Raw genomic sequence first — 12,445 nt, 5'->3', positions numbered from 1 at the left:
CATGCTATACTGTGTGACATAGAGCATATTGAACTATTTGAGGAGGTCTTTCTGTAATGGCAATTAGTCAGGTAAATGATGCGAATTTCGCGGATGAAACTTCAAAAGGTCTTGTTTTAGCCGATTTCTGGGCTACTTGGTGTGGACCATGCAAAATGATGGCACCTGTTCTTGAAGAAGTGAATTCCGAATTAGCAGATAATCTTAAAATCGTAAAGCTGGACGTTGATGAAAATCAAGCAACGGCAAGCAAATACGGAGTCATGAGCATTCCAACCATGTTCTTGTTTAAAGACGGAGAAGTGGTTGACAAAGTTGTCGGCTTCCAACCGAAAGAAGCACTTGCTGAACGTATCAAACAGCATATCGGCTGATCGCTAGGCAAAATAATTAGGTCATTCACTGAAAACCGGGACGTATCGCATCCGCATGCGAAGCGCCCGGTTTTTTGCCGACCAGAGCACTGAATTTCTAAATTACGGATAAAATAGTGTCATAAATTATTGTTTGAATTTTTTGTGAAAAAAAGTATAAAAGATACGAATTAGCGGTAGATCATATAAGAAAATTAAGGCTACGCCTGCATCAGGGATTTGACTGGCTAAATTTTTTCTAAAATAGCTGTTGACTATGATTCTAGCTTAGTTGTATGCTCATTGATACAAGAGAAGAAAATAAAAGATGACAATAAGTATGGAGTCATGTCAGTCACGGAGGCACTCAGGTGGGCACTTTTTTTCAAGGCATTCAAGGAATTTTGGTAATTATTGTCATGATCAGCGTGGGTTATGTTTTGGCTCATCGCGGCTGGTTTGATAAAAAAACAAGTAAATTAATTGCTAAATTGGTGACGCAAATTGCGCTTCCTGCTTATATGATCAGTACCATTACTCATGATTTTACAAGTGAAAAATTAATTCAGTTGCTGCCGAATTTGTGCTTTCCAATTCTGTCGATGCTGATTCTGTTCGCAATTTCTTTTCTAGCAGTTAAGGCTTTTGCCGTTCCGCAAAATCACAGCGGTTTGTTTAAGTCGATGTTTTGCAACTCGAATACGGTTTTCATCGGGTTACCGGTCAATCTTGCTATTTTCGGCGAGCAAAGTCTGCCCTATGTGCTTGTGTTCTATATGGCCAATACGACTTTTTTCTGGACACTTGGTGTCTATCTGATCCAACGTGATGGAAACTATCTGAGTAAAACCAGTTTGAAGCAAACGCTTGGCAAAATTTTTTCACCGCCGTTGCTGGGCTTTATCATCGGTGTTGTTCTGGTTCTGCTGCATGTGAAACTGCCTGCCTTTTTGATGTCAGATTTCAGTTATATCGGCGGGCTCACCATTCCTTTATCCATGATTTTTATCGGAATTGCGATTCATCAGGCAGGATTGAATAAGCTATGTCTGAATAAAGACAATATCGGCGTTCTCATCGGGCGTTTTGTTGCGGCACCTGCAATCATGACTCTGCTCGTGCTGCCGGCACCGATGCCTGCACTTATGAAAGAAGTATTTATTTTGCAATCCGCGATGCCGGTCATGACGAATGCCCCGGTTGTATCAGAACTGTATCATGCAGATTCGGACTACGCGGCAGTAATGGTGACGGAAACGACACTCCTCAGTATGATTGAAATTCCTATTCTGATGACCATTTTTTAAGTGGATAAATACAAGATCGGACAGATGCGGGCATTTTCCACGCACTGTCCCTTTTTATTCAGGTTTAAAAGTTGAATGTTTTTCAGATCTCTTAGATAATAAAAGATAGTATGCGAGAATCAAGAAACAAAGGATGATCGATAACTAATGATCAGTCAGAAAATAAAAGAAAAGCTGAGCTTGCTTCCGAAACAACCAGGCTGTTATCAAATGAAAAATGCTCAGGGAGAAATCATTTACGTTGGGAAAGCGAAGAATCTGTTCAATCGCGTCCATTCCTACTTCAGCGGTTCGCATGATGCGAAAACGCAGCGTCTCGTTGCGGATATCGCTGATTTTGAATATATCGTTGTCTCATCTGAAATCGAATCATTGCTTTTAGAAATCAACTTGATTAAGAAATATGAGCCGAGATATAACATCATGCTGAAGGACGATAAGAGCTATCCGTTCATCAAGCTAACGAATGAAAAGTATCCGCGGCTGATAATCACGCGTAAGGTGAATCGGAAGAGCGGCAAATATTTTGGTCCCTATCCGAACGTAACTGCGGCGAATGAGACGAAACGGTTGCTTGACCATCTCTATCCGTTGCGCAAATGCCGGATTTTACCAAACCGTGTCTGTCTGTACTATCATATTGGGCAGTGTCTGGCGCCATGCGTTTACGCTATTCCAAAAGAAGCCTATGAGTCAATGGCTGATGAGATTACGCATTTTCTCAAGGGTGGTTATCAGGATGTAAAAAAGCGGCTGAAAAAAGAAATGCTTGAGGCCTCGGATCAGCTCAATTTTGAAAAAGCAAAGGAACTTCGTGATCAGATTAGCAATATTGAGACCGTTATGGAGAAGCAAAAGATTATTTTTAATGATCTGGATGACCGTGACGTCTTTGGCTATGCCTTCGATAAAGGCTGGATGTGTGTTCAGGTATTCTTTATGCGCCAGGGAAAATTGATTGAACGGAAAGTTTCTCTCTTCCCATTTTATCAAGAGCCAGAAGAAGATTTTCTGACGTTTATCGGCCAATTTTACAGTCACCAGAATCACATAAAACCGAAAGAAGTGCTACTTCCCAACTCAGTTGACCAGCAATTGATCGAACAGATGCTGGAAACCGACGTGCTGCAGCCCAAGCGCGGACGAAAAAAGGATCTTGTTGCGATGGCAGTCAAAAATGCCGGTATTGCTCTTAAGGAAAAATTTGCACTGATTGAGCGTGACGAAAAGCGTACGATCGGAGCTGTCGAACAGCTTGGAGAAGCGTTGGATATGCCAGCGCCGCGACGAATTGAGACGTTTGACAACTCGAATATTCAAGGTGCAGACCCGGTATCTGCAATGGTTGTGTTTGAAGACGGTCGTCCAAAGAAAAGCGACTACCGCAAATATCGAGTGAAAACGGTGAATGGCCCGGATGATTATGCAACAATGCGCGAGGTTGTGCGCAGGCGTTACGCACGTATTTTAAAAGAAGGCAAGCCGCTGCCGGATTTAATTTTGATTGACGGGGGCAAAGGGCAGCTCTCTGCTGCAATCGATGTGCTTGAAAATGAATTTGGGTTATACATTCCGGTATGCGGACTCGTAAAAGATGATAAGCACCGAACATCTCAGCTTGTCATCGGTGAACCGCCGCAGCTCGTCTCGCTGGCGCGAAACAGCCAAGCTTTTTATTTGCTACAGCGTATTCAGGACGAGGTGCACCGATTCGCAATCACCTTCCATCGACAGGTTCGTGCAAAATCAATGATTCATTCTGTTTTGGATGACATCCCGGGAATCGGCCGGCAGCGCAAGCAAATGCTGCTTCGCAAATTCGGTTCGATGAAAAAAATACGCGAGGCGAGCAGACAAGAACTGCAAGAAGCTGGATTACCTGAAAAGGTCGCGGAATCGATGAGAAACTATTTGGACACGACAAAATAAAAGGTATTGTTTCGTTTCGCTAGGTTTGTTATAATTTCCGTAACTTAATTTTTCAAATATCTGAAGTGATAGAGGAGCAGTCTTCATCAGTAAGCCGCGCGAGAAAGATGGAATTCATTGACCGCGGTGGAAAGGGAAACCTGCCGAAGCCAGAAGCGACTTCATCATCGTTCCGGGCTGGATCTGCATTGAACAAGTGCAGGGCTGTCATACTTTTGTGATCGTTTAAAAACGAGGACATAGAGATCTTCCGCAATGCGTGAGGAGCGAGGGGGCAAGCTGAAGCAGAATACGATGATTTCTGCGCCGCCAGCAGAACAACCGTCGTCTCTTTTTCCCAGAGTTTTAAACATCATCTTTAAAAGTGTGGAGAACTATCTCAGCATGTTGAAAAATGATTGACTGTTCAACAGCGGGGATTTCTCGCTGTTCTTTTTGTCACTGACGATAACGAATAATGAGGAGCACGTTCTTATCAAAGTGATCCCGCAGTTTTATTATAGAGGATCCGGAAAGAACGAAGATAAATAGGCCGGTCATAGTTTAAAGGAGCGAGTGCAGTGGCTTTAACGGTAATGAAATTTTGTGGAACATCTGTTGCCTCGGTGGAACGGTTGCAGAGGGTAGCGGATAAGGTAATTAAGAAAAAAGAAGCCGGCAATCAAGTGATTGTGGTTGTTTCAGCAATGGGGAAAACAACGGATACACTTGTTTCAATGGCCGAATCGATTTCCGATCGTCCGTCAAAGCGGGAAATGGATGTGCTCTTGTCGACGGGTGAGCAGGTGACCATCGCATTGCTGTCGATGGTGTTGAACGAACGCGGCTGCCATGCGGTATCTTTTACCGGTTGGCAAGCCGGAATCAAAACGGAAGCTGTTCATGAAAGTGCACGGATCTCATCAATTGATACCTCATTGATCCGTCCACAGTTGAAGAAAGGGTCAATTGTGATTGTAGCCGGATTCCAAGGTGTGACTGAAGACGGTGAAATTACAACGCTGGGCAGAGGCGGTTCGGATACTTCGGCTGTGGCGATCGCAGCAGCATTCGGTGCGAAGCGATGCGAAATTTACACAGATGTGACCGGGGTCTTTACAACAGATCCGCGCTACGTGAACAAGGCGCGAAAGCTGAAGGAAATCAGTTATGATGAAATGCTTGAAATGGCCTATCTTGGAGCAGGTGTGCTTCATCCGCGCGCTGTTGAGTATGCGAAGAACAGCCATCTTGAACTGGTCGTGTGCTCCTCATTCTCCGATGACGAGGGTACAGTAATTAAGGAGGAAGTGTCAATGGAGAAGACAAAATCGGTCAGAGGACTTGCTTTTGAAAAAAATGTGACGAAGGTGACGCTGCTCGGACTTCCCAATAACGTAACGGCAGTATCACGCGTGTTTGATGCGATTGCGGCGAAACATATTAATATCGACGTCATTGTTCAGAACGTTCTTGATGAAGCGAGAACAAGTCTGTCATTCACTGTTGATCACGATGCATTGAATGAAACACTTGATGTACTGCGTGCTCAGGAGGCTGAACTTGAGTACCATAAAATGATCTTTGAATCCGAGCTTGCAAAGGTTTCGATTGTCGGATCAGGCATGGCGTCTAATCCAGGTGTCGCGGCTGAGATGTTCCACGCGTTAGCGGAAAAGGATATCAAGGTCAAGATGATTAGTACTTCTGAAATCAAAGTTTCAACGATTATTGATGAAAGCAAGCTGATGCTGGCACTCGATACACTTCATGAAACCTTTCATTTGGCAGAAGAGGAGTCAATGAGCTTGTAAGAAAATGCAGCACAAGAGCCGGCAGTCCGACTGCTTCTAGCTTTCCACCATTCAGAGACACGAAGTTTCGTTTAAACAAAGCAACACCTCAAGGTTTCATGCCTTGAGGTGTTGCTTATTTTGAGATTATTAAAAATCATTGATTTGCTGTTCCTACAGGATCCTTCGCATCCCATTTGATGAGAAAGATAACCTTTTTCTGCCGGCCGGTCTTTGTTTCCATATAGCTTTCAGCGATACAGCCGGTTTGCCGTTGGATCTGTTCAGCAATAAAGCCCGCTTCTAATGAAAAACTGCCTGAATCCGGATAATCATTAATTCTCGATTCAACGATCGGGGAATCGCATTCAAAAGTTAGTTTATTTTTTGCTTTAGCCACTTGCTTCAACTGCCCCCATCCGGCCCGATCAAAAAAGTCAATAATCTGCTGCTCATTATCGAGCGGATATTGACGCGCTATTTTACGTCCCGACCAATAAAGGATTGATGCCGTTTCCTTGCCAAGCAGTTCGGGAATTAGCAAATTTCTTATAAGTTCATAGCCGAAAGCCGGTACGGTCGCATAACCATAGTGTTCCGGTTGCGGACAGGTTTTGCCTCTCGTCATCTTCATCCCTCCATTGACTATTATAACTGTCTTTTCCCCGTTTCACTACGACGTATAAACGTTAAGCATGTTTTATTTTTCTCCGCAGTCACTTCACGTACGTAACAAAATTAATGAATGTTCAATAATTGGTATTTCACAAATTAGAAGATTTATGTGACACTGAGTATAGAATTAAAGGAAGGGAAGAGACCATTGATGAATTATAGACTTGAGCATGATACTCTCGGAGAGGTCAAGGTGCCGGCTGATCGGCTTTGGGCGGCTCAGACACAAAGAAGCAAGGATAATTTTAAAATCGGCTGGGAAAAGATGCCGCTGGAGATTGTTCACGCGTTTGCAATCTTAAAAAAGAGTGCGGCATTAGCCAATCAAAAACTAAAGACATTGAATACAGAGAAAGCAGCCGCGATTGCAGCCGCCTCCGACGAGGTGATATCGGGAAAGTGGGATGACGAGTTTCCTCTTGTTGTTTGGCAAACCGGAAGCGGCACGCAATCAAACATGAATATGAACGAAGTGCTTTCCAATCGCGCAAATCAGCTGCTGAAGGAAAAAGGCAGTGATTTACGTGTTCATCCCAATGACGACGTTAATAAGGCGCAGAGCTCCAACGATACCTTTCCAACTGCGCTTCATATCGCAGCCGTTCAAGCGATTGAAGATCGTTTGTTGCCGGTATTGGACGAACTGAAAGCGACACTTGACACGAAAGCACGGGAATTTGCCGAAGTGGTCAAAATAGGCCGCACACATTTGCAAGATGCCGTTCCGCTCACCGTCGGTCAAGAGATCAGCGGATGGGCATTCATGCTTAAGGAGTCAAGGACACTCATTGAAGAAACATTAAATCATCTTAGGGGCTTAGCGATCGGTGGAACGGCTGTCGGAACAGGATTAAACGCTCCTGCCGCGTTCGGCGATCGAGCGGCGAAGGAAATCAGCACCACGACCGGGAAAAAATTCTATACCTCGGATAATAAGTTTCATGCACTGACCAGCCATGATGCATTGGTCGCGGCACATGGAGCTTTAAAGGCGCTCGCAGCAGACCTGATGAAAATTGCCAACGATGTGCGCTGGCTTGCGAGTGGGCCTCGCTGTGGCCTCGGGGAATTAGAGATTCCGGCAAATGAACCGGGCAGTTCCATTATGCCGGGCAAAGTAAATCCTACTCAGGCCGAGGCAGTTACGATGGTCGCTGTTCAGGTCATGGGCAACGACGCGGCGATCGGGTTTGCAGCAAGTCAAGGCAATTTTGAATTAAACGTATTCAAGCCCGTTATTGGGTACAATTTTCTTCAGTCTGTCAAGCTTTTAACTGATGTGATGCAATCGTTTAATGACCATTGTGTCTCCGGAATTAAAGTAAATCAAGAGAAGATTGATTATTTCCTCCATCATTCATTGATGCTGGTTACCGCTTTGAATCCGAAGATCGGTTATGAAAAATCAGCGAAAATATCAAAGCTTGCCCATCAGGAAGGCATCAGTTTGAAAGCAGCCGCAATAAAACTCGGCCTGCTCAGCAGTGAAGAATTTGATGCGTATGTTAAACCTGAAGAAATGGTGCATCCATAATTACATAAGGCTATTTATTGCCTGTTGGAACATCAAAAACCAGTTGAAGGCATTCAAGGTGTTCGCGCACTGTATGATTTCGCCAAGGAGGTCGAGATCGATGAAAAGTCTTAAATACGGGTTCTTTCCCGGCTGCACACTAAAATCTGCGGAAAAAGAATTAATGATGTTAACAATGGAGGTTGCACGTGCGCTAGGTATTGAATTGATTGAACTGGATGGCTGGACGTGCTGCGGCGCCAGCCACATTCAGGACTATGATCCCTTGACGGCTTACCTTGGTCAATGCACGAAACATCGTTCTTGGCGAAAAATTGGGTGTAAAGAAAATTGTCACAGTGTGGAACACATGCACGCTGATGCTGCGTACAGCAAAAAAACAGATTGATGGAAGCAAATTTCTTAAGGAGAAAGTGAATCAAGCACTGAAAAGGGCAGGCATGCAATATCAGGGAACGACGGAAATCACCCATCTGCTTTGGTTGCTGCTGGAAGACTACGGCCTTAAACAATTGAAGGAAAAAGTGGTACGCCCGCTCACAGGATTAACAGTCGCAGACTTTTACGGTTGCCATATCTTAATGCCACCGCAAATTATGGGCTTTGAAAATCCTGCAAATCCCCAGTCAATGGAGATGGTTGCCGAGGTACTCGGAGCCAAAATTGTAAACTTTGATCAATGACTTGCTTGCTGCGGCTTCCATGCGGTCTTTCCTGTTCAAAAGGAAGTCGAGAAGCTGACACGAAACAATTGCCTTTCACCAAAAGAAGCGGGCGCAGACTGCATTGTGACGCCATGTCCGCTCTGTCAGATGCAAATGGATGCCTATCACCAGGCGCACAAAAAGGCTTTGACAAGGACATCACCATACCCGTCCTGCATCTGCCACAGCTGATCGGTCTCGCTCTCGGCATTGATCCGGTAAACTTGGGCTCAAACGCCATATTGTAGATGTACTGACGGTGTTGCGGGCGTTTGCGTAAAATACTCATTCTTGGCACGCATCGACCTTGTTTTCATAAAATGTAAATGACTAAAAGCCTTCCCCACCCGTTCTTTTGCTGAGCAAGGAGGGGGAATTTTTGAAGGAAGAATATCACCGTCCAAAACCTTTGCTGACGAAGAGGGAAAGAGAAGTTTTCGAACTGCTTGTCCAAGACAAGACGACCCGAGACATAGCTAAAGAACTCTTCATAAGTGAAAAGACTGTTCGAAATCACATTTCAAACACGGTGCATACTTATTGCGGATAAAAAATCTGATGGTTATATAACCATCAGATTTTTTTCTTAAATAGTTTAGAAAGTGTAAAATTAAAATCTTATGCCGAATAACCCACCATCAACACTTTTATCAGTTAATTTTACTGGGAGGATAAAATCATTAATATCAAGGTCATCGAACTTTGGTAGATCATCAGAATTCATAGTAATTATATATTGAAAATCAAGGTCTTTCGAAAGATTTATTGCATATTGAATTGCATTTTTAATTTGCCTATCATCGACTCCATCAAAAAGATGACTGTCGTGAATTAAAAAACGAAGTTTTCTACTTAAAAAGATTGACATTTCAATAAGCATAATGTCAAAACAAAATATTTGCATATTAGTAATACCTTTACTTTTTTGTCCATCTGTTGTCATTATAAATGAGATTCCTGATTTAGATAATCCAATTTCTAGTTGACTTTTAAAATTGTATAGTGCATTAGAAGAATGTTCTATTGATAATATAGCTTTTTTCAGAAGTTCAAAATGGTCATCTAATGAACGTTTTGTTTTCATCCTCAGATTTTCCTCGGAAACTTGAATTTTTGATTTGCTTTCATCAATAGTGTTTAAAATATCTAATTGTCGTTTTCTTTCTGTTAAGTTATTTTCCAAGATATTAAGTTCATTTTGAAGATTATTATATTGTTCTAAAGCTCCATGCGAATTTAAAATTCGCATTTTACTTTCTTGTTTTTTAGAAAGTAGTTGTAATTCTTCATGCCTTTCACTCATTTTAGTTTTAAGTTCTACTATTTCATCGTTTAGATATGACCTCCTATTTTTTATGATGGCCTCATGAAATTTTTTTGCATCTTCATAGGTATTCTTAATTAAATCGGGTAATTTAAGACCGACTTCTTCATAAATTTTATCAATTGTTAGTTCCGAGACATTAGCAGCTTCCTCATTAGCAGCTTTTTCAAGTTCATCTATTAGTTGTTTGTCAAGATAATTTTTGTTACTTAAATCTGATATTTGGCGTGATATTTCACTCGCTTCTTCTTCGACTTTCTTATATTCGGGATATACTTTAAAAGCTTTAATATTATTATTTAGTTTACTAACTCTATCTTCAATTAGAGTAATTTCAGTTTTTAAATTGGCAGATACATTTAATAAGTTTTTATAAGTTTGCGTAGCAACTATTTTTTTTAAGTTGTTTAGATCTTTCTTTCTAGTTTCTAGGTTCATTTGTTCGTTTGCTAAATGCCAATCTAACCCCAATAAAAAAGAAAGCGCGATTTGTTTATTTGAATTTTTTTGACTGCGGAAGTATGTTGTAGGTTCAAGAAACCCACCATCATATTGTTTACGCGCAAAGTAGGGGAATATGGATCGGAAATTTATTTCGTCATTGTCTGCGTTTATGTTAAAGTAGAGTGCTCCAAGATAAATTTTCCAATCTGTATTTTTACAGTAGCCATTTTTAGTCTTAATCATTTTGAAAAAATCAGACTGAGGATCAAATGATAAACGAACTTTTGAAGGAGATGAACCAGCTCGGGAAACTGTTATCTCGTATCCTTCAATATTCAAAAGCATTGAAAATGAATAATTTATCAATTCAGGTGTTCTAAATATGCTTTCTTTCCCACAAGATCCACCTAATAAAAAGTGAACAATCTCAACTAAGCTAGATTTTCCTGCACCATTTCTAGTGCTTTTTTCAGATGAATTGTCAGTTTTATCTGCCAAAAGAATATTAACACCACTGTTAAACGACAGGGTTTTAAAAGAAGGTAGGGAACTATATATTTTTTTAATCATTTCGAACTCTCCTCAAAATTCCTTTACTTTGATTTATTGCGCCAACAATATATAAAAAGTCTAATGTAAGTAAGAATGTATCGAATTTAATATTAGGGCATTTATTTTTTTCCTGAAAACGTTTATATTGATCCCATAGAGAAGATACTGTTTGTGGCGAGTTCATGAATAATAAGATCCTAGCACCAATTTTTATTATTGACTTATCTTCATGTAAATTTTTAGTTGGTACTAGCATCTAATTCTCTCCAATGTATAGAATGTATGTTCTTTATAGATTATGTCTTATTTTTTTCCTACAGTCAATGTTAGGAAATGCATCAGCTACTAGCAATTTCAGACTTTGTTTTTTCGAATATAGTACAATTTTCAAAATAATAAGATAAAACAGTATACGCTGCAGCAAGATGATCAGTATCTGAAAATGAATGGCTTCCCATGATAAAATTCAATAACTCATTGTAAATTTCCACACTATTTAAGTTATGTTCCTTAAATTCTTTATATTTCTCATTTAGAGTACCAGCTATCTTGTCACCCAAGCCTGAATCACTGCAATAATTAAAATATTTTTTAACTAAAGGAGTTCTTAACATACCAATAGTGATCACTGTTTCTATTGCTGGAGAGAATCCATTAATATATAGTTTATCTTTTGGTACAGGAACTAGTTCACTTTCTGGAGGATTTTCTTTATAGGCAATTGATGCAATTACGGGTTCAATTGCTTCAAATTTTAGATTAGTGAAGTTCTTTTTGCTGGGAACATGTCCTAAAATAAGTTCAATATCTTGGTCATGCAAGCTAAATAACTTGTCTCTAAGGTCAAAGAATCCCCAGTTAATAATAGAGATATCAGGATGTGATTTAGCTAAAATTAAAAGAGTGTTAATTATATTAGGTGATAGTTGCTCTTGATTGTGTACAAATATCCAAGTATTAAAATATTCCTTCCAATATGGAAGGCAACCATTAAAATCATCATTAATTTTTTTGATCCAATTATTTTCTATTATTCTTTCAGGTGCATAAACTTGAAATAGTGTTTTACTATTTTTTATATAACCATCGTTTTTTCTATCACCAATTTTCCCCCAGGGTTTACATTGCATAAAGTCTCCTCTATAATTAAGTCCCATGATTAATGAAAAGAAATCTTGAAACTCATTTTCTTTTTTTCTGTAAAAAGCATTTTCAAATTTTGCTTCATAAAATGCTCGTGAAAATTCATCCATTAGGTATCGACCCCATTTTTTTTTAAGAATATAGAAAATAACTTAAAAGATGGTGATTAAGATTGCATGATATTGAGGTAATTAAATTTTTAATAGGGGTTATTCATATTAAGTCTACCAAAAAATACCACAATAATTATAAGTCATCTTATCTCTTTATCGGACGAGAGAAGAATTTTTTTAAGCGGTGCATAGTCATTGCGGATAAGTATAAGCAGACTGGGGAAGTCCTGTCTGCTTTATTTAAATAATTACTTTAGTAAGGCTGTTCGTTGTTCAGCTAGATGATTCTGCTTTAGTTGGTCGAATCTATGTTTACACAATTCAACTGATACCTGAAATGTAGCAGAAGCCTCTTGTAAGAGCATGGGGCTGTTCAGATTGATTGAGTCCATCATATGTAGTGGGATGGCCGCATTCCATTTAGTTGATTGCCTGAATGCCTTAATATGTGGCATAGCTTATGAAAGAATGCTTCTCTTTGTTTGTCTTTTGGTAAGCGAGTATCAATGTTTATTAATTTGAAGTCATCTTTATCAGTAGAATAACTTCTGCGACATGAATAAGTAAGTTGAATGCCCAATTTATCGCAAATAAG

Annotated in this window: 13 protein-coding genes and 1 riboswitch; of the genes, 9 read left to right on the top strand and 4 right to left on the bottom strand. The window is 40.3% G+C overall.

Features of this window, described 5'->3' with window-relative positions; translation table 11 throughout:
- Positions 1 to 56: 56 nt before the first annotated feature.
- The 4 genes from trxA (at position 57) to NIE88_RS03195 (ending at position 5,382) form a co-directional block, all read left to right on the top strand.
- Positions 57 to 374: a thioredoxin gene (gene trxA, locus NIE88_RS03210; RefSeq protein ID WP_253058713.1), complete on the top strand. Its 318-nt coding sequence runs from the start codon at positions 57 to 59 to the stop codon at positions 372 to 374.
- A 350-nt stretch (positions 375 to 724) separates the two neighbouring features.
- Positions 725 to 1,660, top strand: a complete 936-nt coding sequence (locus tag NIE88_RS03205; protein ID WP_253058711.1) for an AEC family transporter — start codon at positions 725 to 727, stop codon at positions 1,658 to 1,660.
- A gap of 147 nt (positions 1,661 to 1,807) precedes the next feature.
- Positions 1,808 to 3,589 (top strand): excinuclease ABC subunit UvrC, encoded by a 1,782-nt coding sequence (gene uvrC / locus NIE88_RS03200; protein WP_290446288.1) that lies wholly within the window; start codon positions 1,808 to 1,810, stop codon positions 3,587 to 3,589.
- 61 nt (positions 3,590 to 3,650) lie between these two features.
- A riboswitch (Lysine riboswitch) is annotated at positions 3,651 to 3,847 on the top strand.
- A 302-nt stretch (positions 3,848 to 4,149) separates the two neighbouring features.
- Positions 4,150 to 5,382 carry an aspartate kinase gene (locus NIE88_RS03195; protein WP_253058702.1) on the top strand — a complete coding sequence of 411 codons (1,233 nt, stop codon included), beginning with the start codon at positions 4,150 to 4,152 and terminating at the stop codon, positions 5,380 to 5,382.
- 136 nt (positions 5,383 to 5,518) lie between these two features.
- Here the strand turns inward: NIE88_RS03195 and NIE88_RS03190 are convergent, their stop codons facing one another.
- A complete protein-coding gene (locus NIE88_RS03190; protein WP_253058700.1) occupies positions 5,519 to 5,989 on the bottom strand; it encodes a YslB family protein in 471 nt (156 codons plus the stop codon).
- Between the two features lie 198 nt (positions 5,990 to 6,187).
- Here NIE88_RS03190 and fumC point away from each other — a divergent pair, with 198 nt between their 5' ends.
- From fumC to NIE88_RS03165, 5 genes are all read left to right on the top strand, one after another.
- Complete coding sequence (fumC, locus tag NIE88_RS03185; RefSeq protein ID WP_253058697.1) at positions 6,188 to 7,570, top strand: class II fumarate hydratase; 1,383 nt, start codon at positions 6,188 to 6,190, stop codon at positions 7,568 to 7,570.
- 100 nt (positions 7,571 to 7,670) lie between these two features.
- Positions 7,671 to 7,958: a heterodisulfide reductase-related iron-sulfur binding cluster gene (locus tag NIE88_RS03180; protein WP_253058695.1), complete on the top strand. Its 288-nt coding sequence runs from the start codon at positions 7,671 to 7,673 to the stop codon at positions 7,956 to 7,958.
- Between the two features lie 25 nt (positions 7,959 to 7,983).
- Positions 7,984 to 8,253, top strand: a complete 270-nt coding sequence (locus tag NIE88_RS03175) for a hypothetical protein (RefSeq protein WP_253058685.1) — start codon at positions 7,984 to 7,986, stop codon at positions 8,251 to 8,253.
- A 54-nt stretch (positions 8,254 to 8,307) separates the two neighbouring features.
- Positions 8,308 to 8,466 (top strand): heterodisulfide reductase-related iron-sulfur binding cluster, encoded by a 159-nt coding sequence (locus NIE88_RS03170; protein ID WP_253059214.1) that lies wholly within the window; start codon positions 8,308 to 8,310, stop codon positions 8,464 to 8,466.
- 187 nt (positions 8,467 to 8,653) lie between these two features.
- A complete protein-coding gene (locus NIE88_RS03165; protein WP_253058683.1) occupies positions 8,654 to 8,824 on the top strand; it encodes a LuxR C-terminal-related transcriptional regulator in 171 nt (56 codons plus the stop codon).
- 60 nt (positions 8,825 to 8,884) lie between these two features.
- On the opposite strand, the gene NIE88_RS03160 is transcribed toward NIE88_RS03165, so the two are convergent.
- The 3 genes from NIE88_RS03160 to NIE88_RS03155 form a co-directional block, all read right to left on the bottom strand.
- Positions 8,885 to 10,612: a DUF2326 domain-containing protein gene (locus tag NIE88_RS03160; RefSeq protein WP_253058681.1), complete on the bottom strand. Its 1,728-nt coding sequence runs from the start codon at positions 10,610 to 10,612 to the stop codon at positions 8,885 to 8,887.
- A complete protein-coding gene (locus tag NIE88_RS22735) occupies positions 10,605 to 10,850 on the bottom strand; it encodes an ABC-three component system middle component 6 (protein WP_373689398.1) in 246 nt (81 codons plus the stop codon). Before NIE88_RS22735 ends, NIE88_RS03160 begins: the two co-directional genes overlap by 8 nt.
- An 82-nt stretch (positions 10,851 to 10,932) precedes the next feature.
- Positions 10,933 to 11,847, bottom strand: coding sequence for an ABC-three component system protein (locus tag NIE88_RS03155; protein ID WP_253058679.1), 915 nt, complete (start codon positions 11,845 to 11,847; stop codon positions 10,933 to 10,935).
- Positions 11,848 to 12,445 lie beyond the last annotated feature (598 nt).

Source organism: Sporolactobacillus shoreicorticis (assembly GCF_024125445.1).
GTDB classification, from domain to species: Bacteria; Bacillota; Bacilli; order Bacillales; family Sporolactobacillaceae; genus Sporolactobacillus; species Sporolactobacillus shoreicorticis.
This window is presented reverse-complemented; position numbering and strand designations above follow the sequence as displayed.